We start from the raw sequence: 24,439 nt of genomic DNA, 5'->3' as shown, positions 1-24,439 counted from the left end.
ATGCAGAGCTTTCCGATGTTTCACCGCCTTGCCGGGCGTCGTGTCGTTATTGCCGGTGGGGGAGAGCAGGCGGCGCAAAAAGCGCGGCTGATGCTGAAGACCGAGGCGCAGCTGGAATTTCTTGCGCCACATCTGGATGACGAGTTGCAGGCGATTGTAACACGTGGTCGGGCGCGCCCTATTTCGGGCCGAGTGAACGTGGAGAGTTTTGCGGACACCGCGTTGGTCTTTATTGCCACGGGCTGCCCCGGTCTGGACGCCGCGCTGCACACCCTGGCCAAAGCGGCCGGTGCCGTTGTGAATGTCGTGGACCAACCGGCGCTGTGCGATGTGACCACGCCCTCGATTGTTGATCGCGACCCCGTTGTCGTTGCCATCGGCACGGAAGGAACCTCGCCCGTTCTGGCGCGTCGTATCAAAACCGATTTGGAGCAAATGCTCGACCCGCAGTTGGGTGGATTTGCAGCGCTTTGTGGCCGCTTGCGCGATGCGGTTGCAGCGCGGGTTCCGGCCGCCAACCGGCGTGCCTTTTGGCGGTGGGCGGTGGACGGGCCAGCATGGCAGGCCTTTCGCAAAGGGTCCGAGCGCGAAGCGGCGTCGTTGTTGAAAACCGCCATTTCGGGCCATGAATTCGGCGCGGATCAAACTGGCAGCATCGCCCTTGTCGGTGCGGGCCCCGGTGCGCGTGATTTGTTGACATTACGCGCCGTGGAACGTCTGCAAGAGGCTGACGTGATCTATTACGACCGTTTGGTTGACCCTGATGTGCTGGAACTTGCCCGGCGCGACGCACGCCGCGTCTATGTGGGCAAAACACCCGGTTTGGCCGCTTGGCCGCAAGAGCGGATCAATCAGCTGATCACGGCCGAGGCAAAACAAGGACAAAGGGTTGTGCGTCTGAAGTCCGGGGATCCGGGGATCTTTGGCCGCGCCACAGAAGAGATGGAGGCCGCACGCGCCGATGGAATCGCGGTAGAGATCGTGCCCGGGATCACTGCCGCCAGTGCTGCCTCCGCGGCTCTGGGTCGTCCGCTGACAAGCCGGGGGCAAACCGATGCAGTTACATTTGCCTCGGCCGCAACACGTTCGCAGGATGACGCGCCTGATCTGGCTTCGCTGGTACGTCCCGGCAGCACGCTGGCCTTCTACATGGGGGTCTCGCAGGCCAACCGAATTTCGACCGAACTGCTTGCTGCGGGTCTGCCCGGAACCACCACGGTCACCGTGGTGGCTGATGCCAGTGGCCATGGGCAAAAAACGGCCGAACTGCGATTGGACGGTCTGGCCGATGGAATTGCCAAAAATGGCTTTGAAAACCCGGCAATCTTGTTTGTGACCTGCCCTAAATCGCACCACCGCGCCGCGCGCGTCACGGCCTGATCTGCGCCTCTTTCGCGGGGGGCGATGGGGTGGTACATCTGGCGGGTCCACCCTTGCTGCCCCCATTGGTCTTTTTTTTGCGCCAACTTGCTCTGATCTTGATGTTTTGCCTGTTCGCTGGGGCCTCCCACGCGGTCGATCTGCGCCTTAACGCGCCAGACGCTTTGACGGATCCGTTGCGAAATGCGTCTTTGACCGCGAGTCTGGAGGATCAGGCAACGTCGCAAGACATTCTGGCCGCAGCACGGGCAGATTATGCACGGCTTGTCGGGGTGCTTTATGCGCGCGGGTATTATGGTCCGGTTGTTCGCATTGACGCGGATGGGCAAGAAGTTGCGACCATGTCCCCATTTGCCGCGCCGTCGCATATTGGCCGCATAACGATCAACGTCGACCCCGGCCCCCAGTTTCGGTTCGGGGACGCGCGCGTGACGCCATTGGCCCCGGGCGCTGTCGCAAATCCGGCCCTCGCGTGGGGTGAAGTCGCTGCCAGCACGGCCCTGCGGGATGCAGCTGGCGAGGCAGTCGAAGGCTGGCGCGACGCCGGGCACGCCAAAGCACAAATCGACAGCCAGCACGTCACGGCCAACCACCCGGCCGCGCAGGTGAATGCGCGGGTCTCCGTTGCACCTGGCCCGCGTCTGCGTTTTGGCGACCTTGTTCCTGACACGTCTTCGCGCGTGCTACCCGAGAGACAGGCGGCGATTGCCGGTCTGCCCGCCGGTGCCGTTTTTTCGCCCGCCGAGTTGGACGCCGCGGCCGAGCGTCTGCGCCGCACGGGCGCCTTTCGTGCCGTCGTCCTGCGCGAGGGCGATGCGCAAAAAGACAACACACTCCCGATCGCCTTGGAGGTCACGGATGCCAAGCGCCGACGCTATGGCCTGGGTGCCGAGTATGCCTCTCAGGAGGGTCTGGCACTCAGCGCATTTTGGCTGCACCGCAACCTTCTGGGCGGGGCCGAGAGGTTGACCGTGGATGGTCTGATCTCGGGGATCGGCGGACAGTCCGGCGGCGAGGATTTCAATTTGTCGGTCACTCTTGCACGGCCAGCGACCTTTACACCAGACACGCAGCTGTTGTTGGAAGCCGAGCTTGAAACGTTGAACGAGCCGGACTTTGAAAATCGGTCTGCTGCATTGGGTATCGCGCTGAACCATCAGTTTAACGATCGCCTACAAGGCCGTGTCGGCGCACGCCTCAGGTATTCAGACCCCAAGGGCGCATTGGCCCAGTCCGAGTTGTTGCAGTTATTCGTTCCCATCGGCGCCACATGGGACACTCGCAACAACGACTTGTCTGCCTCCAGCGGTCTTTTTGCGGATGTCGAAGTGATGCCCTTTGCAACCCTCAACGGCGGCGGCGGGGGACTGCGGTTTGCCAGTGACCTGCGTGGTTACCGAAATGTCGGAGACATCGTGTTTGCCGGGCGCGCGCAGTTTGGCAGTATTCTTGGTGCAACGCAGTCGGACCTGCCCCCCGACCTTTTGTTTCTTTCTGGCGGTGGCGGAACAGTGCGGGGGCAGACCTTTCAGTCGCTGGGTGTTGACTTGCCTATGGGCACCGTTGGTGGGCGCAGCTTTGCCGGTTTGTCTATCGAAGCCCGTGTGCGGGCAAGTGCAAAGCTGGGCATCGTCGCTTTTGCTGATCTTGGGTTTGTCAGTGCGTCCGGAACGTTTGACGCAGGGCGCAGCCACTCCGGCGCGGGGCTGGGATTGCGGTATGATACCGGGATTGGCCCTATCCGACTGGACGTGGCGGTACCGACCAGTGGCGACACAGGTTCTGGTCTGCAAATCTACGTTGGAATTGGGCAGGCCTTCTGATGCGGGTTCTGGTGGTTCTTTTCACGGTTCTATTGGCACTGCCTGCTTTGGGCGATGACCGCGGTGTGTTGCAGGCTTTTATCGAAGACAACCTGTCGGACGCTGGGCGCGAAGTTCGGATCACCGGGTTCCAAGGTGCGTTGTCTTCGACGGCCACGATCGACGAGATGACGATTGCAGATGAAACCGGCATTTGGATCACGCTTCAAGGATTGAAGCTTGACTGGTCGCGTGCTGCCTTGCTTCGAGGGCGCCTTGAAGTGCGGGAGTTGTCGGCAAAGTCGGTTCGGATGGAGCGGCGTCCACAAAGCAATGAACTGGATCCCGGCCGGGCAGAAGCGCGTGAATTCGCCCTGCCGGACTTGCCGGTATCGGTCAAGATTGACCGGTTCCTGCTGTCACGCGTTTCGCTTGGTGCTTCTGTGTTGGGGCAAGAAGCCGTCCTGAAGGGTTCCGGTACCGCCGTTTTGGCGGATGGCGCCGGAGATATCAGCCTGGAAATCGACATGCTGGAAGGGCCGGCGGGTCGATTGGCGCTGGATGGGTCATATGAAAACGAGACCCGAAACCTTGCCGTTTCACTGTTCTTGAACGAAGCGCAAGGCGGTTTGATCGGTTCCATGCTGAGTGTTCCCGACGCGCCTTCATTGGCCCTTGAATTGCAAGGTTCAGGCCCCATCAATGAGTTTGCGGCAACTCTGGCGCTTGCCTCTGATGGGCAAAACCGGGTGACGGGCGCGTTCCGCATCAACGAGGAATCGGCAGCTTGGAGCACGAACATCAGTCTTTCGGGTGATTTGCGCCCGTTGGTGGCCAAGGACCTGCGCGCGTTTTTTGGGCCCAACACAACATTGATGACCGAGCTGTCGCGGGGTGACGACGGACAAATCAAGCTTCCGCAACTGCGTTTGGAAACATCGCTGTTTCTTTTGAATGGCGCTGCCGAGCTTTCACCCGCGAGGATGCCGGTTTTCGCAAATCTGGACCTGCGCACGAAAACGGACGAGCCAACTGTTTTTCCGGTTGCAAGCCGCCTGACGGTTGAAGCACTGGACGTTCAATTGGCGTTTGACGCCGCGCAAAGCCAAAACTGGCGTCTGACAGGACGTGCGCGCCGGGTTCAAAGTGGTGATCTGGGACTGCGGGACGTGCAACTGGGCGGGTTTGGCGCGGTTGATGCCATTGTTCGGTCGTTCTCGGCCCAGGTTTCGCTGACCACCGCGCTGTTACACAACGAGGCCGCGATGCAAGCCGCGCTGGGACCAGCCCTTGACGCGGCACTGTCACTGCGATGGCAGCTGGGTCAGCCGCTGGACGTTCCCAGCTTGGCGTTGAATGGGCAAGATTACCAGGTTTCGGGGCAAGGAAAGATCGAGGGCCTGACCTTTACAGGCGACATCACGGCACATCACCAGAACCTCGCTCAGCTGTCCGGGCTCAGCGGACAGACCTTGGGTGGAGAGGCCGAAATGTCAATGAAGGGGTCGGTCAACCCAATCACCGGCGAAACAGATGTCGAAGCGACCGGAACAGCCCGCGATATGCAAGTGGGCATTGCTGAAGTGGATGGGCTTTTTGGCGGTAAGGCATTTGTCGATCTGTCCTTGGTGCGTCAAACCACAGGTACCCATCTACGCAATCTCGCAATTGTCGGTGCAAACGCGCAAGTGGCCGCAAGTGGTCGCTTGAACAGTCTTCAGGGAGCTTTGGTCGTTGACGGAAAAGTTGAGGATTTGGCCCTGGTCGATCGCCGCGTAGATGGCCCGGCGGAGGCACAGTTTGACCTGTTATGGATGCGGAACGCGCCCCTAACCATCAAGGATGGCGGTCTGCGCGCAATGGGCGCAACTTTGCAGGGTTCCGGTTCGATAAACTTGGAAGGCGATGGCACGGGGTTTGAGGGCGAGGTTGCCGTTCAAGCCAGCGATTTGTCGCGCTTCACAAAACTGGCTGGCCGCGATCTGGCTGGCCAGGCTGCGATCAAGGCAAGCGGGGCACGTACCCCGACGGGCTTTGCCATCCAGATCAACGGCACGGCCAACGACTTGCAGACAGGAATTGGCCGTTTGAACCCGGTGACAAGTGGCGACAGTGCCCTGAACATCATGGCAGAGATGTCGCACGACAATGTTCTGTCCTGTGGCGCAACGGTGCAAACCCCGCAATTGAGCGTTCAAATTGCGTGCAAGGATGGCGAACAGATTAGCTATTCCGCGAAATTGCGTGACTTCTCTGTTCTGGTGGCGGAGTTGCCCGGGCAGTTGTCGCTGAACGGCACCGCGACAAGAGCTGCTGATGTCTGGAATGTTGATGCTGCGTTGAGCGGGCCAGCGAACAGCAACGTGCAGGTGACCGGGCAGGTTGACCCGAACCAAAACCGGAACGATCTGCGAATTCGTGGCGGGGGCGACCTTGCGTTAGCAAACGCGTTCATCGCGCCGCAATCGGCGCAGGGAAGGACCGAAGTTGACATGCGATTGCTCGGCCCTGCGTCCGTGCAGGCATTGGGTGGTACCGTTCGGGCAACAGGTGCACAGATTTCGTTACCGGACGTCGGCATCAGTTGGCAGGACGGTAGTCTGCGCGCAGATATCACCGCGGGTGTTGCGCAGGTTGGCGCGGATGGGCGCCTGTCCACAGGTGGAAGGGTTTCGCTGAGCGGTCCTGTGCGGCTGGATGCCAGCGATGTTGACTTAACGATCACGGCAAGTGGTGCCCGCATTCGCCGGGAACCGGTCTTCGATGCGTTGGCCGATGCGGTGTTGCGTGTTCGTGGCCCGGTCAACGCGCCAGAGGTCTCGGGAACCATTGACGTCCGTCAGGCCGAGATCAGCGTTCCAAGCGGGACCACCAGCCGGTCCGGACATGTACCAATTGGTCTTCGTCATGTTGGCGCATCAGACAATGTCCTGCAAACCTTGGCGGCTGCCGGCTTGAACCAGTCGGATACGGCAGAAGGCGCTGAACTGGCGTTGGATGTCGATGTTCTGGCTCCGGCACGGGTTTTTATTCGGGGGCGGGGGCTGGACGTTGAACTTGGGGGGCAACTGAAGCTGGGGGGGACAACGCGGCGGGCCATACCTTCCGGCAGTTTTTCCCTGATCCGCGGACGGTTGGATCTGCTGGGCAGGCGACTGACCATGCAACAGGGTGACGTGACACTTCAGGGCGCCCTGTTGCCGCATATACGTCTGTTGGCCGAGGCGAAGGCAGATGAGTTCGATGTCGCAGTATTGTTGGAGGGGCGTGCCGACGCCCCAAAGCTATCGATCTCTGCGCAACCGCAATTGCCCGAGGACGAGGCCCTGGCTGTGCTTCTGTTTGGCAAACGGATCGAAACCTTGTCCCCTTTACAGGCGGCACAATTGGCGGGTGCCGTTGCGACGCTTGCAGGGCAGGGCGATGGTATCGTTGGAAAGATCAGGTTGGGCTTTGGCTTGGATGACTTGGATATATCATCGAACGCTGACGGCGATACGGCAGTATCCGCAGGGAAATACTTGTCTGAAAATGTTTATACGGACATCACGGTAGGGGCTTCAGGCCAATCCGAAATTAACCTGAACTTGGACCTTTTGCCGAATGTTACGGCCACAGGGCGGCTGTCCAGCGACGGTCGGTCTGGTATCGGAATCTTCTGGGAACGCGACTACTAGCGGGGCCTTTCATCAAGGGTCGGCTGAAATGCCTCTCATTTGCCCAATTGAATGTTATGCTAGATCGCAGGCGGCGTTGCGACGCCAACCCGTAGATTGGTAACAAAATGAATTCACTAGGTTTCTCCAGTGCATTGAAAACATTTGGGGCGTCCGGGAAACCGGTTGCTTCGGTCGATGACATGGCGGCTTATCTGATCAACGGACCTTATGCCCCGACAAAATTCAACGCCCAGGCCGGAGATGTCATGACCTTTCGCGTCGATGGACTGACCCTCGCCGCGCAGGAATTGGCGCGCCTGGCGATGGACGTGTGGGCCGAGGCTTCGGGTCTGGTATTTGTCGAGGTCACATCTGGCTTCGCGCAGATCATGTTCGATGACCTTGACCCCTCGGGGGCCTACAGCACGCAACAATCGTTCAACGGATTTACGACCTGGGCGTATATCAATATTCCGCAAAGCTGGACCAATGCCTATGGCACCACGATTGACAGCTATTCGTTCCAAACTTTCATTCACGAGGCCGGTCATGCGCTGGGCCTGGGTCATGGCGGAAACTACAATGGCTCAATCAATTTCGGATCCGACGCGGTCTTCGAGAATGACAGCTGGCAATTGACCGTGATGTCCTATGTGGACCAAATCGCGAACCCGTATGTAATTGCGTCTTACGCCTATACCATCACAGCGATGATAGCCGACATAGAGGCGATGGAGATCCTTTACGGTGGGTCAGTTGAAACCAACACGGGCAACTCTGTCTACGGCGCAAATTCCAATATCGACGGATATCTGGGCACCGTATTTGGCATTCTCTACGACGGTGATGCGCCCGATCCCGCGTTTTGGAGCGGGGACCCGGTTACCTTTACCATCAACGACGACGGTGGGATCGACCTGCTGGATTTCAGTACCTTTCACGGCAACCAGGTTCTTAACCTAAACGAGGAAGGTATTTCTAACGTTGGCGGTCTGATCGGCAATATGGTTATTGGCCGGGGTTCCCAGATCGAGAATGGCGCAACAGGCGATGGTGACGACGAAATTATTGGCAATGCGCTTGATAATACGCTGAATGCGGGCGGCGGGGCGGACGTTGTGTTCGCGGGCAATGGCAATGACACGGTGTTTGGCGGGGCCCAGTTTGACATCCTGTTGGGTGGCAACGGAGCGGATGCGGTTATTGGTGGCAATGGTGGGGACATTCTGTTTGGCGGCACCGGGACGGATCGCCTTGATGGCGGGGTCGGCAATGACTGGCTTGTCGGTGGTCTGGGTGGAGATACCTTTGTGTTCAACGACCTGATCAACGGTGCACGCGACATGATCCTGGATTTTCGAGATGGGTTGGACGTGATCGAACTTGCGGACACAACTTTTGGGGCATTGAGTTTCACCAACATGTTTGGGGGCGTCGAGATCAATGTGGATGGCCACGAGATTTTCGTAGCCGGCGTTTTTGCCGCCGACCTGACAAGCGACGATTTCAACTTCGTCTAGCGCGCGAATTTTCAGAGGAAGACAAAGTCGCTCGCATCCAGATCAATTTGCGAAAACCCCGTCAGTACAATTTGATGATCGGCATGCGTGATCACCGTGTATGCGGTTCCTCCGAAGCTGAAACCACTGACATTCAGGTTTGAAAATCCATTGACTCCAGTCATTTCGATCTGGTCCACACCGTTCTGAAAATCCGTAATCGTGTCCTGTTCCCCGTTTCGAAAACTGTCGAACACGAATGTGTCGGAACCGCTGCCTCCGGTCATTGCATCGTTGCCGCTGCCACCGTTTAGCCGATCTTGCCCGCCACCGGCATTCAGAACATCGTTGCCACCATCGCCAAACAGGTTGTCATTTCCACCCAGCGAAAAGATGTAGTCGACGAAACCTCCGCCGTGACACTCGTCAGCGCCGTTGCCGCCGATGATCAGGTCAAAGGTTGACCCGCCATGCACGACGTTGTTGCCTTCACCGGCAAACAGAATCCCAACGCCGTCCCCGCCATAGATCAGGTCGTCACCACCCTGCCCGTAAATTCGATCGGTGCCTGCACCGCCTTCGATCAGGTTGTTGCCTTCGTCACCTTTTAGCGTGTCGTTGAAGTTTGTCCCGGTGATGTTCTCGATACTGTCATAAGTATCGCCAGCGGCGACTCCCGTGTTGGTCCCGGGTGCGGCAAGGTCTGCATTCACGGCGGATGATGCGCTGGAATAGTCGGCCGTGTCGATGCCGTTGCCACCGATTAACGTGTCGGCCCCGGCGCCACCTTGCAACGTGTCGTTTCCGCTGCCGCCGATCAACGTATCTGCACCTTGCGCACCGATCAGAACATCATTTCCGGTTCCACCATCGATCTCATTGTTCCCGTCGTTGCCCGTCAACGTGTCGTTGTGGTCGGATCCCTCAAGATTTTCGACGCCCGAATAGGTGTCACCTTTTGCTTCGCCCGTATTGTTTTCCGGGGCAGTCAAATCGGCAACAACGCCTGATGTAGCCCGTGAATAGCTGGCTGTATCAATTCCGGCTGCACCTTCAAGGACATCGGCGCCGCTGCCGCCGCGCAAAATGTCGTTGCCGCCGCCACCTTTCAGCTGGTCGTTCCCGTTGCCTCCAACCAGCGTGTCCGCGCCGCCATCACCATGCAGCGTGTCCGCGCCCCCCCTTCCACGCAGAAGGTCGTTGCCGCTGCCGCCGCGAATTTCATTCTGCTCGCTGTCGCCGGCCAGTTCGTCGTCGAAGTCGGAACCAACAAGCCCTTCGACTTCTTTGTACGTGTCTCCGGCGGCATCGCCGCTGTTGTTTCCCGGCGTTGACAGGTCGGCTTCGACGCCAGCGGTAGCGGTGGCGTAGCTGGCCACATCGAAACCGTCCCCACCATGCATGAAATCCGCGCCTGCACCTCCGATCATCGTGTCATTGCCGGCCCGCCCATAAAGCGATTGATCGCCTGCGCCGGCGGTCAGAGTGTCATTGCCCGACGTGCCCTCGACAATGGCAGGATCATCTGGCGGCGGCGGGGGGGGCGGCGTCGTTTGATCCAGTTGCACCCTGTCGCTGTTGAACAGGTCGTATGGAACAAAGTCTTGCGCAGAAAGTGACAAACCGTTGTGCGTATGCACGATGACGCGCTCGTCTCCAAAGGCAAGGATCACCCCATCGCCGGTTGATGTCACGACCAGGTCGTCGACCGTATAGACCATTCCGAACGCAGAAAGGTCCAGACGGTCTACGCCCAACTGGAAATCCATGATCGTGTCATCTTCGCCGTCTGTCGTCAGAACGAAGATGTCGCGGCCATTCCCACCGACCATGGTGTCCGAGCCTGCACCGTCAATAAGGATATCGTCGCCATTATTGCCCTGGATCGTGTTTGCGCCATCGCCTCCGTAAAGGATGTCGTCGGTGCCGGTACCCGACAATGTGGCGTTGTTGCTTTCAACCACAATGCCCAGATTTGAAGGAACCAGTCGGAACTGCGATACGCCGCCTTCTTGCCCTGAAACGACGAACAATTGGATCTCGCCGTCTACAATTTTTACCGACATATCGGTAACGTTGGACAGGCTGGCCTGTGGTGTGTCGACCAGTGTTTCCATGTGCAGCAGGCGCCCATCGGGCAGCAATTGAAAAATGCTGAGCCCGTCGTCGCTGCCAGCGGCCAAGACAAAAATGTGATCGCCGACTGCAAAGGTTTCCAGAACGCTGGCCGTGGCAAAGCGAGTGTGCAGCGTGTCGATAACCTGATCGATTGGCTCAAGGCTTCCATCGGCGCTGACTTCCAGCACGGTAAGGCTGGATGACCCGCTGGACGCCGCAATGACGTATTGTTTCCCCGCCATGGTTACCGTTTCCACCGCTTGCGGCACATCAATTGGCAACAGATCGCCGGCGCTGATACTGGATGCGATCGTCAGGCTTCCGTCGTTTTGGATTTCGAAAGTTGTCAGGCCGTTCTCGGTGCCGGATGCCGCAACAAGGAAAGTGGTGCCGTTGACGGCCACTTGCGTCATTGACGAGACAGCGTCCAGCAGAGTGTTGGTGGTGTCGCCCAACTCGGTAACGGCATTAAGCGAGCCATTGTTGTTTTGCCGATACACCCCGAGCGCATCACCGTCTGTTGCGGCTAGGTAGACATAGGTGGTTTGGCCAATCTCGACCGCAATCCCTTCGATTTGGTCCTCGGCTTGTCCGGTACGCCCGGCGTAGAGCGTCAGGCTGCCGGAACCGTCGTCGTTGGATATGGCCAGCAGATCGTCGAGGCCAAGCGTGACGATCTCTCCGTCCAGCACCTCTGCGTCTGTTTGGCCAAGCGAAGGGGGGTAAATCACCTCGGTCGATACCGTAGCCATGTTCCCGGCCGACAAGTTAAAGGAAACCGCAAACCCGGTTGCGTTATTGACCAGTGTCAGGGTGTTGTCGGAAACCGATGTATCCAACCGCGATGCGTTCGAAACATTTGACAACAAATCACTGTGAATCGTGCCTTGAAAAACAAAACTGGCCACTTGGCATCACCCTTCCAACACGCACCCCTGCGTTGGAAACAATCTGCGGGTTCAGGTTGGATTGGATTGTGCGGGATTGTGGCGACGACGCGGCGTTTTGCGAAAATGCGATCTATTGCGCCCAGCAGTCCCCGGGCACAAGGAACAGAGCTGTTTCGCCGCGTCTATAGGCCCCGGTTTCCGGCGCAATAGTCGTCACAGGCGTCGCGTCCGGTGCGCAAACCGGCGGTTGGCCGGACCGCGTGGCGTAAAGGATCTTGCCCGGGGCACGATCTGTCATGGCGAAATGTTGGGCATAGTGGTGCAGCGGTCGGCCAACAGGCGGTACAGAGCGAATTTCCAAGGGATCGTCGCGTAGGGTGTAGAAAAGATCGGCAAGGATCTGACGTTCCTCGGCCACGATCCAAGCTGCACCAGAAGCGCGGGCTTGCTCGGCGATGGCACGGCTCATTTCTGTGCGGCCTTTGTAACGCTCAACCGCTTTGGCGGCGGCGGGGTGGTCGCCCATCACTGCCAGTAAGGGCAGTGCAAGGCAAAGAGCGCCGTTCAGCGTGAATGAGGTGGCAAGAGCCCAGCGGGGCAGATGAGGCAGAACCAAAATGGCACCTGCAATATAGGCAGCTGCGGCCCAATTCGCGTATGCCCCTGACAGCAGCGCCTGGATCGAGACCAATGCTAGAACCGGCAGGCTGAACGCGGCCAGCAGCCCTTTGACAGGGCCGGGGCGGTGCAGGGCGAACCAGAACAGGGCGGGGAACAACACCGGACCAAAAACAGCCAACTGCGCCGCCCAGAACTCCACCAACCCATCAAAATTCAAACCCGCTCGCGCGGCTGGCTCGCGCACCCAATCGGCGTTGTCCAAGGTGTGGCTGAACGTGGTGAACCCGTTCACTGCGTTCCACCACAGGTTTGGGCCAGCCACCACGACAAAGGCCAACAGGATGAGACAAACGTCACGAACAGACAAGCGGGCCACGGGCCAAAAAACCGCCGCCAGGCCACCACAGATCAGGTAGTAAACCGCTGCGTATTTGGCCATAAAAGCGAGGCCCAGCAAGCCACCTGCGACGAGTGCTTTACCAACTGTCGGTCGCTCGAGCATTTGCACGTATAGCGCCAGCGCCCCGGCCAATGGCAGGAACATTACGACGTCTGTTGACAGAAAGATCGAGGACAAGGCGACCATCGGCAGTGTCACAAACCCCGCAGCGGTCATCACACCGGCGCGTGCACCGAAAAGCTGTGCTGCAATGCCGCCCAGCACCAGCGATGTGCCACCATGCAGAACCGGTGCGGGAAGGCGTACCCAAAACGGAGCGTCACTGCCGGCCAGGGTTGTCACGGCGCCGATCAGCCAGCCGATCAGCGGCGGTTTGGAGTAGTAACCGAAGGCGAATTCCTGCCCCCAAAGCCAATACTGGGACTCGTCCACAAACAGATCCAACCGCGCAAATGCCAGCACGACGATCCGCACAAGGGTAATAACCCCAACGATCAGCACGGCTGGCCTCAGCCAGCCCGCACGATCAGCCCTCGGCGCGCTTTTCAGCATAGATCAGCCACAGATTGCGCAGATAGATGAACAGGCCCATCGACTGGCCCAGGATGAACACCGGGTCGGCCCGATAGACGGCATAGGCAAACAGGATGATGCCGCCGCCGATTGAGAAATACCAGAATGCCAGCGGCACCACCGATTTGCGGGCCCGTTCGCTGGCGATCCACTGCACCAGAAACCGGCCCATGAACAGCAATTGGCCAAACAGCCCAATGATGACCCACCAGAACTCGGCCCAGCTGTCGACGGCCAGGAAGTTGAACAGCGTTTCAGCCATCCATCTGCGCCTCGGTAGGGGTGGCGGTTTTGCGGCGGCGGATCAGCCAAGCCACGCCGATCAAGTCATAGATGCCCACCAGCGCGCGCTGCAGATTCGAATAGTTCGAGGTGCCAGCCTGACGTTCGCGATGCGAAACATCAACCAGCGCGATCTCCCACCCGTCGCGTTTGAACAACGCCGGCAGATAGCGGTGCATGTGATTGAAGAAGGGCAGGCGCAGAAACGCATCGCGGCGGAACCCTTTCAGCCCGCAGCCCGTGTCGCGCGTGCCGTCGTTCAGCATCCAGCCGCGCAGACGGTTGGCAAAGCGCGAGGCCAGTTTCTTGGACGCGGTATCCTGCCGGTTCACGCGTTGCCCGGCGACGAGGCCCAGCCGCCCGGTCTGGTCCGCCAAAAGCGGTTCGAACAGTTTCGGCAATTCCGACGGCGGGTTCTGGCCGTCACCGTCCAGCGTGCAGATAATCCGCCCCTTGGCCGCCAGGACGCCGCTGTGCACGCCGGCGCTTTGGCCACCCGATTGTGGATGCTGTATCAGGCGCAGGGTCGGATGGTTGGCCCGCAGGCCCCGTGTGATCGCCGCCGTTTCATCGGTTGAGCCATCGTCGACAACGATGATTTCGTATTCCGTTTTCCCGTCGCACGCGGCGGCAATTTCGGACACGACATCGGCCACATTCCCGGCTTCGTTCTTCATCGGGATGACAATCGATACTGTTGTCATAAGCGCCTCGTTTGGCCAAATTCGGCCCGCTTAAACACCAAAGCAGAAGCTATGTCTACTGATGAGGCAATCAGCGCTTAAGCGTGTCACCCGGCGCAATTTTCGGGCTAAGCTCTACCCGTTGCCCGGTCGCGGATTTGCCTGCTTCGCAGGCCCCGGCAATGATTTCGGCAGCCCTGGCACCGATCTCGTGCCGGCAAGCATCCATCGTCGCGAGTTTGGTCGAAAATCCATCCAACAATTCGATGCCGTTGAACCCGGCAAGGCCCACCTGGCTTGGCACCTTGATACCATTGTCTTTGCAGTACATCAGCCCGCCGGCCGCGATCATGTCATTGGAATAATAAATGAAATCAACGTCCGGATTGCGTTTAAGGATCTTTTCGGTCAGTTCACGCCCTTTGGCCAGACCAGAGCCGCCGGAGTAAAACTCCTTCTCTGCAATTTCTATGCCCTTCTTGCCCAGTTCGTCGGTCAGCCCTTCGAACCGTTTCCGGGCGCGGTGGTCACGCGGCATCTTGGTGCCGATAAAGGCGATGTTCTCGTACCCGGCCTTGGCGATGGCGCGGGCCATCTCGATCCCGGCGCGGCGGTGCGAGATCCCGACAACCGAGTCGATGGCCTCGCCATCGGTATCCATGATCTCGACAATCGGAATGCCGGCGGCGATCAGCATGGCGCGCGCGGCTTCGCTGTGTTCCAGCCCGGCAATGATCATGCCCGAGGGCCGCCACGACAACATCTCGTACAATACGCGCTCTTCTTCTTCGGGCTTGTAGTGTGTCACGCCCACAACCGGCTGCAGGTCTGTCTTTTCAAGGACGTGCGAGATTCCAGTCATCACTTCGGGGAAGACCATGTTGGAAAGCGACGGGATCACAACCCCTACAAGGTTCACGCGTTGCGAAGCCAACGCACCCGCGATTTTGTTGGGTACATAGCCCAGTTGCTTGGAGGCCTCCAAAACCTTGGCCCGCGTCGCTTCGGACACGTCGCCCCGATTGCGCAACACCCGGCTGACCGTCATTTCGCTGACCCCTGAAGCTTCGGATACATCACGAAGTGTAAGAGGGCGATGCGGGCGGGGTGGAGTAGTTTCGGTCAATGCGGTGTCCTGACTGACTGCAAGAATGGACCTAGTTAGCCCGATGGAGCCAGAAATGACAAGGCAAAGCCACGCTTGCACATTGCCCGGCCTTGCGGCAACAAAGGGTCGCACAGGCCCCGTGGCTCAACTGGATAGAGCAGCCCCCTCCTAAGGGGCAGGTTGCAGGTTCGAATCCTGCCGGGGTCGCCAGGCAAATCAATAATTTCTCGACATAAAGCTTGACCTGCCGACGCGCCATATGCGGGAATACGCACACGCATAAGCGGTACCGGGAATAAATTTCACGGCAAAATTTTTCTTTCTTTCGCTGCGAAAGCTGCCACCCTGTTGGTCGGGATCAAGGGTGAAAACCCTGAAATCATTGGGAAAATGGGGTGCAATTCGAATCAGATTGACAGTTTGTGAATCGCATTCAATACTCTAGGTATGATCTAGAGCGATTGGATGGGTTATCACACAAATCGTGGGGCCCGGACTCAGCGACCGATCTGAACGCATTGCTAGGGAGGACAAGATGCGTACAAAACTGATCAGCCTTATGGCTGCGACCGCAATATCTATTCCGACAGTCTTGGTTGCCGAAGAGGTGAAGGTTCTTTCGATCGTCACCAACCGCGCCGGTGAGGTTGAATACATCGACCGCGTCGAGAAAGCATTTGAGGCGGCAAACCCAGGTGTCGACGTCATCGTCGAGTATATGGACGACGAAAGCTTCAAAGTGAAGCTGCCAACGCTGTTGCAATCGAAGGGCAAGCCGGACCTGTTCTTCTCGTTCTCGGGTGGTCTTGTTGCCGAACAGGCAAGCCAGGGCGTGCTGCGTGACATTACCGATTACGCCGAAAGCACCGGCTGTGCCGCGATGCATGGCGAGGGCGGCAAAAACGCCTATTCGGTCGACGGCAAGCTTTATGGCCTGCCGATGTACGCATCGAACGTGGCGCTGTGGTACAACAAGCGTCTGGCCGCCGAAGCAGGGATTAACCCCGAAGAGATCAAAACCTGGGACGACTTCCTGGGCCAGGTTGAAACCGCCAAGGCCTCGGGCATTCCGCCGGTAATCATCGGCGCCAAGGACAAGTGGCCGGTGATGTTCTATCACGCCATGCTGGCCGACCGCATCATGGGTCCCGACGGGTACGCCAAGGCTGTGGCCGGTGAAGATGGCGGCTTTGCTTCAGAAGCTTGGGTCGAGACCGCACGCCAGCTGAAGCGCCTGGGCGATCTGGAACCGTTCCAGCCCGGCTATCTGGACACCACCTATGACAAGACGCAGACCTTGTTTGGTGACCAGAAGGGTATCTTCATGCTGATGGGTGAATGGCTGGTATCTGCACAGCGTGCCACGGCCACCGACGGCAAAGGCATGACCAACGAAGAGATCGGCGTGGTGTCGTTCCCCGTTGTTGAAGGCGGTGCGGGTAACCCCAAAGCCACCTATGGCGGCATGAACGGCTGGCTGGTTTCGGCCGGCGCGTCGGACACGGCCGTTGACTTTCTGTGCCACTATGTAGGCACCGAGAACCAGACCGAGGCCGGTGGCCTGGGCTTCTTCCTGCCGATGGCCATCGGTGCGGATGAGCTGGTGGAAGACAGCCACAACAAATGGTCGGCCGCACGTCTTGGCGAAAGCTCTGGCCACACGGTATTCGATCAGAACCTGAACCCCGCGATCGCGGCTGTCCAGCTGGACATCGCCGTCGATCTGATCTCGGGAGCGGTGTCGCCCGAGGATGCACAGGACCTGATGGAAGAAGAACGTCAGCTTCAGTAAATCCTCCTGCTGGCTGACAGGCAGGGTGGTGCCCCCAATCACCACCCTGCACGTCAGACAAAACCACCCTGAGATGTGAGCGCAAACATATGAGCCTGGCACATACACATACGGCCCCAGCAGCGGCTTCCCGCCCCTCGAGGCTGCGCAAGGCGATGCGAGACGGGCGTCTGACGACGATCCTGTTCTTCCTGCCGCCGGCGCTGATGTTGTTCACCTTGTTCGTATTCATGCCACTGCTGGAAGGGGCCTGGTACTCGGGCTTTAAATGGTCCGGATATGGTGAAGGCCCCACCGATTGGGTCGGCAGCCGCAACTTCGAACGGCTGACCAAGCATTCGACCTTCATGCGGTCGTTTAACAACACACTGGTCTTCGTTGGTGTCGCGCTACTGCTGCAGATCCCCCTTGGCATGGCGATGGCTCTGCTGATCTATCGCAAGAGCAAATCCAACACCTTCTTCCGCCTTGTTTTCTTTGTGCCGTTTATTCTGGCCGAAGTGGCAACCGGCCTGATCTGGTCGTTCATTTTCGACGGCGACTATGGCGTGACGTCGATCTTCACTACGTGGTTCGGCTGGGAACAGGTTTATCCTCTTGCGGACCGAACTTGGGCGATGCCCGTGCTATTGCTGGTGTTTGTGTGGAAGTATTTCGGGTTCCACATGATGATTTTCATCGCTGCGCTGCAATCGATCCCCGACGACCTGATCGAGGCCGCGCGTATCGATGGCGGCACCCCGTGGCAGATCACCCGCTATATCCAGATCCCGATGCTGAAACCGGCGATCGTTGTTTCTGTCTTCTTTGCAGTCGTTGGCAGCCTGCAGCTGTTTGACCTGATCATCCCGCTGACCCGCGGCGGTCCGTCGAATACGACACATACGCTGGTGAGCTACCTCTATAACTTCGGCCTCGTGCGGCAAAAGGTTGGATTTGGCTCGTCGGTCGGCGTGGTCCTGTTCATCGTCAGCTTCGTCTTCGCCTTCAGCTATCGCCGGTTTGTTATGCGGCAAGGAGAGAAATGATGCCCACTTTCGGATGGCGACAAGCCACACGCATCATCGTCCTTATGTTGGTCACCTTTGCCATTCTGTTCCCTCTGTCGGCAACGGTTCTGGGTGGCTTCAAAACGCAGGGCGACCTGACCACCAACCCTTTCCTTTTCCCCCGCAATTGGCATCTTGAGTTCTATCACGGCATCCTCGTGGATCCGGATTTCTGGCGGTATTTGTGGAATTCGCTGTTCATTTCTTTCGTGACCACTTTGATCACGGTCATCGTGGCGTCGATGGCGGCATTTACCTTTTCGCACATGCGGTTCTTCGGGTCGGAATATATCTTTGGTTACCTTCTGATGGGGCTGATGTTTCCTTTTGCCGCCGCGATTATCCCACTGTTCATCAAGGTGCGCGACTTTGGGCTGGTGGATACGCCATGGGGCGTGATCGTGCCGCAGGTGGCCTTTGGTCTGGCGTTTTCAACTCTGCTGTTCCGGACGTTCTTTGACGAATTGCCGCGAGAATTGTTCGAAGCCGCCCGCGTCGATGGCTGTGGCTATGCACGTTTTTATCTTTCCTTCACGTTGCCACTGAGCACGCCGATCATCGCGACGGTGGCGACGTTCATCTTCGTGGGCAGCTGGAACAACTATTTGCTGCCGCTGATCATGTTGAACAGCTCGGAAAACATCACATGGCCGCTGGGCATGTTGCAGTTTCAGGGCGAATACATCGTGGAATGGAACAAGATCCTGGCCTTTGTGACGTTGTCACTTGCCCCGGCCATCGTCTTTTTCCTTGCCGCGCAGAAATACATCGTTGCCGGCCTGACCGGCGGGGCGGTGAAAGGATGAGCCCACACGTCACCCAATTGGCGTGCGGCGCCCATAAAAAACCCAGACCATTTACGACAGGAGGAAGTAAATGAAATTCGTAAACCTAACTCTGGCCTCGGCCGTTGCACTGACCGCAGGCATGGCGTCTGCAGAAGTCGAAGTGAACGTGTTGTCGATCAACCGCGACAGCGAAAACTGGCGCACGCTGTATGAAGATACAGTTGCCGCCTATAACGCCGCAAACCCCGGCGTGACCGTGAACCTGGAGTTCATGGAAGACGAAGCGTTCAAGCAGAAACTGCCGACGCTGCTGCAGTCGGATGCTGCACCCGACATGTTCTTCAGCTGGTCGGGCGGCGTGTTCTACGAGCAGGCTGATCAGGGTTTCCTGCGTGCTCTGCCCGAAGATGTCGTGGCCGAGTGGCAACAAGACCTGTCGGCCGGCGGTATGGCCGCGCTGAGCTATAACGGCAAGTTCTATGGCGCGCCCGAGGCCTCGCAGAACGTGGCGATATGGTACAACAAAGACCTGGCCAAACAGGTTGGCGTAGACCCGACCGCCATTCAGACCTATGACGATCTGCTGGATCAGGTGAAAGCCGCCAAAGACGCGGGCGTTACACCGTTCGTCGTGGGTGGTCAGGACAAGTGGCCGCTGCACTTCTTCTACTCGCTGATTGCTATGCGCATCATGGGTCAGGAAGGCATGGCCGCGTCGGCTGCCGGTGAAAACGGTGGTTTTGACAATGCTGACTGGGTGCGCGCAGGTGAAGAATATGTGCGCCTGATCGAGATGGATCCGTTCCAGCCGGGCTTTATGGGCGTGAAATACGACGCCGCAACCGGTCTGTGGGGCGACGGTGGCAGCCTGTTCCACCTGATGGGTGACTGGGATCTGGGCGCCAGCCGGGGTGCCGCCTCGAACGGTGGTCTGACCGACGACCAGCTGGGCGTGATCCCCTTCCCGATGATTGAGGGTGGCAAAGGCGCCATCACCGACACGCTGGGTGGGGCTTCGGGCTTTGTTCTGACCAAGAACGCACCGGACGAGGCCATCGACTTCCTGAAAACCTTCATGGGTGTCGAGGCGCAGAAACGTGCGGCAACCGAGGGCGTATATATCCCCACCGTGCCGTCGGCAGGTGGTCTGGTTGAAGACGTGATCCTGAAGCAGTTCGCCGCCATTGGTGGTGCTTCGACCTACCACCAGCTGTTCCTGGACCAGTTCTTTGGTTCGACCCTGGGCGGTGCGATCAACGACGTGTCCGCTCAGATGGCGACCGGCGACATCACTCCGGCCGAGGCCGCGGCCCAGCTGGAAGAAACCCGTCAGTTCCAGTGATCGCTCACTGACCTGATGATCTCCCCATAACACTGCCCTGCCCCACGATTTGGGGCAGGGCAACCTTCCAACGGAAAGACAGGAAATGACCACCGCCGACGACCATATCACGATCCGGCCGCCTTCAGCGTGGCAACGGATGATGGCAAACGGCCAGCTGCGCATGCTGGTGATCTTCGTGCCGCCCGCCATTGTCGTGTTCACGATTTTCGTGATGCTGCCGATGCTGCAGGCGGGCTTCTTCGCCCCCTACAAATGGTCGGGCTACGGTCCTGCGCCGTGGGCATTCAACGAGGATACCGGGCGCGATTTCGGCACCTGGATCGGGGCTCAGAACTTTGACCGTTTTTCGGGTCACTCGGCCTTCCAAACGGCGTTCAAAAACACAATTCTGGTCATCGCGGTGTCGCTGATCATCCAGTTGCCCATCGCTTTGCTATTGGCGCTGATGATTTACAACAACAGCCGCATCAACACGGTCTTTCGGTTGATCTTCTTTCTTCCCTATATCATGGCAGAGGTGGCGACGGGCCTGATTTTCAGCTTCGTACTTGACGGCAACTACGGGCTGTCAAAATGGATATCCGACCTTATGGGGATGGAAGAAGCGTTCTTCCCATTGGCGGAAAAACCATGGGCGTTCTACTCGATCCTGGCGGTTATCGTTTGGAAGTATTTTGGTTTTCACATGATGATCTACATCGCGGGGCTGCAATCAATCAGCCGCGAGATGCTTGAGGCCGCATCGATTGACGGCGCCAAGACGGTGCAAAAGGCGGTCTATATCCAGATCCCGCTGCTGTGGCCGGCGATCACGATTTCGATCTTCTACTCCGTGCTGGGTGGCTTGCAGGTGTTCGACCTTGTGATGCCTATGACGGCTGGTGGACCTTCGAACAGCTCGCATACGTTGGTGAGCTATCTTTATAACTTTGGCTTCATCCGCCTGAATGTCGGCTTCGGCTCGGCCGTGGGTGTTTTCCTGTTCGCTGTCGGCGTGATCTTCGCGCTGGTTTACCGCAATACCGTGCAGCGGGGGCAATAAGATGTTTTCGTGGAAAGAATCCGGCCGCATCATCTTCCTTTTGTTTGTCTCCAGCTTGATCGTTGTGCCTTTGCTGGCGACGATCCTGGGGGGATTTAAATCCAATGGCGAATTGCGGGTGTCGCCGTTTGGGTTGCCGCAAGAATGGGATCTGCAGTTCTATGGCGAGATCCTGGGTGACGCACAATTTTGGCGGTATCTTTGGAACTCGTTCCTGATCTCGATCATGACCGTCGTTTTGACATTGGTACTTGGCTCGATGTGCGCCTATGCCTTTGCGCAGGTACGCTTTTTCGGCTCGCGCTTTTTGTTCAACTACCTGTTGCTGGGGCTGATGTTTCCCTTTGCCGCCGCGATCATGCCGCTGTTCCTGACAGTGCGCGATCTGGGCATTCTGGACACACCGTGGGGCGTTGTGTTGCCGCAGGTTGGGTTTGGTCTGGCGTTTTCGATCATGTTCTTCCGCACCTTCTTTGCGCAGATGCCGGAAGAGCTGTTTGACGCCGCACGTGTCGATGGCTGCGGGTATATCCAGTTCTTCTGGCGCTTTACCTTGCCGCTCAGCACGCCGATCCTGGCGACGATTGCCACCTTTGTTTTTGTACAAAGCTGGAACAACTATCTGCTGCCGCTGATCATGCTGAACGACCGCGAGGGCTATACCTGGACGCTGGGCGCGATGGATTACCGCGGCGAGTATGCGGCCGAGTGGAACCGCACGCTGGCATTCGTATCGGCCACGCTGGCGCCGGCCGTTGTGTTCTTCCTTGCCGCGCAGAAATACATCGTGGCCGGCTTGACCGGTGGGGCGGTGAAAGGATGAGGATTACCAATCCAATCCTTCCGGGCTTTCACCCCGATCCCTCGATCTGCCGGGTGGGCGGCACGTATTACGTGGCCACCTCGACATTCGAGTGGTTCCCGGGGGTCGAGATCAACGCCTCGGAAGACCTGCAGAACTGGCGGCTGGTGTCGCGGCCTTTGGACCGGGCCAGCCTGCTGGACATGCGGGGCGAGCCTGACAGCTGCGGCGTCTGGGCGCCGTGCCTCAGCTATGCCGACGGGCTGTTCTGGTTGGTCTATACCGACGTGAAACGGTATAACGGCAACTACAAGGACACCCACAACTACGTCACCACTGCCCCGAGTATCGAGGGGCCATGGTCCGAGCCGGTTTACCTGAACTCCAGCGGCTTCGATGCGTCGATCTTTCATGACGACGATGGCCGCAAATGGCATGTGAACATGGATTGGGATTATCGCGGGCAGTTGCCGGGGCGGAGTTTCTTCGGTGGCATCGTTCTGCAGGAATACGACCACGACGCGCGACGGCTGGTTGGCCCGATCAAGCGGATCTTTACCCGGACCAAGAAGGACTGCACCGAAGGGCCGCATATCTTCAAACGCGACGGGTGGTATTACCTGACGCTGGCCGAAGGCGGCACCGGGTATAACCACGTGGTGACCTATGCCCGGTCGCGCAACATCGATGGCCCGTACGAGGTTGGTGACAAATCCTATCTGATCACCGCAGCCGATGCGCCGGATGAACCGCTGCAACGCACCGGCCACGGCCAGTATATCGAGGCGCCCGATGGCACCTTCTGGCACACTTTCCTGTGCTCGAGGCCGTTGCCGGGCACGCGCCGGTCCCCGCTGGGTCGCGAAACCGCGATTGCGCAGGTGGAGTGGACCGATGACGGCTGGCTGACGTTGGACAAGGCGCGCTATGACGTGGCCACGGATGGTTTTGCCGACGATGATGTCGTCTATGCCTTCGGCGCCAAGCTGCATCCGGATTTCCAGTGGCTGCGCACGCCCGAACCCGAACGCCTGTTCGACACCACCGCGCACGAGGGTCATCTGCGGCTGATCGGGCGCGAAAGCATCGGCTCGCTGTACGAAAGCGCGCTGGTGGCTCGCCGCCAAACCGGTTGGCGCTACAGCGCCGAATGCGCGCTGGACTGCGACCCGCGCGACTACAAGACACAGGCCGGTCTGACCGCCTATTACAACAGCACGCAGTTCCACTATCTGCATGTCTCGCGCGATGATGATGGCCGCCGGGTGCTGGGTATCCAAAGCTGCGCAGGCGCTTGGCCCGATGGCCATGTGTCCCTGCCGCTGGGCGAAGGTTACCCCATCCCCGACGGCCCTGTTGAGCTGGGCGTGGACGTGGACCTGACGGTTCTGCAATTCCGTTGGCGGATTGCCGGCGGCACCTGGGCGCCGATTGGGCCCAAACTGGATGCGTCGGCTTTGTCCGACGAGGGTGGGCGTGGCGAACACGCCTGTTTCACCGGAGCATTTGTGGGCATGGCTGCCCAAGACAACAGCGGCACGGCCTGGACAGCCGATTTCAGCCGCTTTGCCTACAAGAACAGAAAAGAGGAACGCAACGATGGCTGAAGTTCAGATCACTGGCGTAAACAAAACTTTTGGCACGGTCGAGGTGATTCCGAACCTCAGCCTGACCGTCCCGAACCGGTCCTTTTCGGTGCTGGTTGGCCCGTCGGGCTGCGGTAAATCCACGCTGCTGCGCATGATCGCAGGGCTGGAAGAGGTCAGCGCCGGTTCGATCACCATTGGGGGCGAAGACGTTACCCACGCCGAACCGTCGGATCGCGGCATCGCGATGGTGTTCCAGTCTTACGCACTGTACCCCCACATGACGGTGCGCCAAAACATCGGCTTTGGTCTGAAACTGGCCAAAACCCCCAAGGCGGAAATCGATGCACGCGTCGACGAAGCCGCCGAGATCCTGCAATTGGGCCCGCTGTTGGACCGCAAGCCCAAGCAGCTTTCGGGTGGTCAACGTCAGCGTGTTGCCATTGGCCGGTCGATTGTGCGCAAACCCAAAGTGTTCCTGTTCGACGAACCGCTGTCGAACCTCGACGCCGCGCTGCGTACCCAGATGCGGGTGGAACTGGCCGAACTGCACTCGAAACTGGACGCCACGATGATTTACGTGACCCACGACCAGGTCGAGGCGATGACCATGGCCGACCAGATCGTGATCATGAAGGCCGGTATCATCCAACAGGTTGGTCGCCCGATGGACCTGTACAACGCCCCCGACAATCCGTTTGTGGCGGGTTTCATCGGGTCACCCAAGATGAACCTGATCGAAGGCCCGATTGCGGCCGAGAAAGGCGCCAAGGTGCTGGGTGTGCGGCCGGAACATATCGATGTATCGCCCGATGCCGGCGCCTGGAAAGGCCGGCTGCGCCATGTGGAACACCTGGGTTCGGACACTGTGGCCTATGTCGAGGCAGAACAGGCCGGCTCGCTGACCGTCCGGGTGCCGGGCGAGGTCAACATGAACGCCGGCGACGATATTTTCATGACCCCACGTGCGGGGTCGATTCACCTGTTTGCCGATGATGGCAGCGTAACAAGAGCTTAATA

The 24,439-nt window shown here is 58.7% G+C and carries 17 protein-coding genes and 1 tRNA gene; 13 read left to right on the top strand and 5 right to left on the bottom strand.

What is annotated here, in order from left to right:
* From cysG to ACMU_RS00795, 4 genes are all read left to right on the top strand, one after another.
* Complete coding sequence (gene cysG / locus ACMU_RS00810) at positions 1-1,380, top strand: siroheme synthase CysG (RefSeq protein ID WP_035255277.1); 1,380 nt, start codon at positions 1-3, stop codon at positions 1,378-1,380.
* 191 nt (positions 1,381-1,571) lie between these two features.
* Positions 1,572-3,203, top strand: coding sequence for an autotransporter assembly complex protein TamA (locus tag ACMU_RS00805; RefSeq protein WP_236626157.1), 1,632 nt, complete (start codon positions 1,572-1,574; stop codon positions 3,201-3,203).
* Positions 3,203-6,859, top strand: coding sequence for a translocation/assembly module TamB domain-containing protein (locus ACMU_RS00800; RefSeq protein ID WP_035255274.1), 3,657 nt, complete (start codon positions 3,203-3,205; stop codon positions 6,857-6,859). Before ACMU_RS00805 ends, ACMU_RS00800 begins: the two co-directional genes overlap by 1 nt.
* A gap of 182 nt (positions 6,860-7,041) precedes the next feature.
* Positions 7,042-8,361, top strand: a complete 1,320-nt coding sequence (locus ACMU_RS00795; RefSeq protein ID WP_161635604.1) for a M10 family metallopeptidase C-terminal domain-containing protein — start codon at positions 7,042-7,044, stop codon at positions 8,359-8,361.
* An 11-nt stretch (positions 8,362-8,372) separates the two neighbouring features.
* Here the strand turns inward: ACMU_RS00795 and ACMU_RS00790 are convergent, their stop codons facing one another.
* The 5 genes from ACMU_RS00790 to ACMU_RS00770 all read right to left on the bottom strand — a co-directional run bounded on the left by ACMU_RS00790 (position 8,373) and on the right by ACMU_RS00770 (position 15,033).
* A complete protein-coding gene (locus tag ACMU_RS00790) occupies positions 8,373-11,297 on the bottom strand; it encodes a hypothetical protein (protein WP_152544473.1) in 2,925 nt (974 codons plus the stop codon).
* Positions 11,298-11,478: 181 nt separating this feature from the next.
* The gene (locus tag ACMU_RS00785) at positions 11,479-12,870 is read right to left on the bottom strand and encodes an ArnT family glycosyltransferase (RefSeq protein ID WP_051587746.1); all 1,392 of its coding nucleotides are present in this window, start codon (positions 12,868-12,870) and stop codon (positions 11,479-11,481) included.
* Between the two features lie 25 nt (positions 12,871-12,895).
* On the bottom strand, positions 12,896-13,204 hold the full coding sequence (locus tag ACMU_RS00780; protein WP_035255991.1) for a lipid-A-disaccharide synthase N-terminal domain-containing protein: 309 nt from the start codon (positions 13,202-13,204) through the stop codon (positions 12,896-12,898).
* Positions 13,197-13,928, bottom strand: a complete 732-nt coding sequence (locus tag ACMU_RS00775) for a glycosyltransferase family 2 protein (RefSeq protein ID WP_035255267.1) — start codon at positions 13,926-13,928, stop codon at positions 13,197-13,199. Before ACMU_RS00775 ends, ACMU_RS00780 begins: the two co-directional genes overlap by 8 nt.
* 70 nt (positions 13,929-13,998) lie before the next feature.
* Positions 13,999-15,033 carry a LacI family DNA-binding transcriptional regulator gene (locus tag ACMU_RS00770; protein WP_035255265.1) on the bottom strand — a complete coding sequence of 345 codons (1,035 nt, stop codon included), beginning with the start codon at positions 15,031-15,033 and terminating at the stop codon, positions 13,999-14,001.
* 115 nt (positions 15,034-15,148) lie between these two features.
* Between ACMU_RS00770 and ACMU_RS00765 the strand changes: the two genes are divergently transcribed.
* The 9 genes from ACMU_RS00765 to ACMU_RS00725 all read left to right on the top strand — a co-directional run bounded on the left by ACMU_RS00765 (position 15,149) and on the right by ACMU_RS00725 (position 24,437).
* Positions 15,149-15,225 (top strand) — tRNA-Arg (locus tag ACMU_RS00765).
* Between the two features lie 325 nt (positions 15,226-15,550).
* A complete protein-coding gene (locus ACMU_RS00760; RefSeq protein WP_035255261.1) occupies positions 15,551-16,807 on the top strand; it encodes an ABC transporter substrate-binding protein in 1,257 nt (418 codons plus the stop codon).
* Between the two features lie 155 nt (positions 16,808-16,962).
* Positions 16,963-17,835 (top strand): carbohydrate ABC transporter permease, encoded by an 873-nt coding sequence (locus tag ACMU_RS00755; RefSeq protein WP_201769852.1) that lies wholly within the window; start codon positions 16,963-16,965, stop codon positions 17,833-17,835.
* Positions 17,835-18,662: a carbohydrate ABC transporter permease gene (locus ACMU_RS00750; protein WP_035255990.1), complete on the top strand. Its 828-nt coding sequence runs from the start codon at positions 17,835-17,837 to the stop codon at positions 18,660-18,662. The genes ACMU_RS00755 and ACMU_RS00750 overlap by 1 nt, the downstream gene beginning before the upstream one ends.
* 70 nt (positions 18,663-18,732) lie before the next feature.
* On the top strand, positions 18,733-19,986 hold the full coding sequence (locus ACMU_RS00745) for an ABC transporter substrate-binding protein (protein ID WP_035255258.1): 1,254 nt from the start codon (positions 18,733-18,735) through the stop codon (positions 19,984-19,986).
* Between the two features lie 85 nt (positions 19,987-20,071).
* Positions 20,072-21,031, top strand: coding sequence for a carbohydrate ABC transporter permease (locus ACMU_RS00740; protein ID WP_035255255.1), 960 nt, complete (start codon positions 20,072-20,074; stop codon positions 21,029-21,031).
* Position 21,032: 1 nt separating this feature from the next.
* On the top strand, positions 21,033-21,854 hold the full coding sequence (locus ACMU_RS00735; RefSeq protein WP_035255252.1) for a carbohydrate ABC transporter permease: 822 nt from the start codon (positions 21,033-21,035) through the stop codon (positions 21,852-21,854).
* Positions 21,851-23,440 carry a glycoside hydrolase family 43 protein gene (locus tag ACMU_RS00730; RefSeq protein WP_035255251.1) on the top strand — a complete coding sequence of 530 codons (1,590 nt, stop codon included), beginning with the start codon at positions 21,851-21,853 and terminating at the stop codon, positions 23,438-23,440. Before ACMU_RS00735 ends, ACMU_RS00730 begins: the two co-directional genes overlap by 4 nt.
* The gene (locus tag ACMU_RS00725) at positions 23,433-24,437 is read left to right on the top strand and encodes an ABC transporter ATP-binding protein (RefSeq protein WP_035255248.1); all 1,005 of its coding nucleotides are present in this window, start codon (positions 23,433-23,435) and stop codon (positions 24,435-24,437) included. Before ACMU_RS00730 ends, ACMU_RS00725 begins: the two co-directional genes overlap by 8 nt.
* The last annotated feature ends 2 nt before the right edge of the window (positions 24,438-24,439 follow it).

The sequence above is a fragment of the Actibacterium mucosum KCTC 23349 genome (genome assembly GCF_000647975.1).
In the GTDB taxonomy this organism is placed as follows: Bacteria; Pseudomonadota; Alphaproteobacteria; order Rhodobacterales; family Rhodobacteraceae; genus Actibacterium; species Actibacterium mucosum.
Note: the sequence above shows the minus strand (reverse complement) of the source record. Positions and strands in the feature narration are given on the sequence as shown.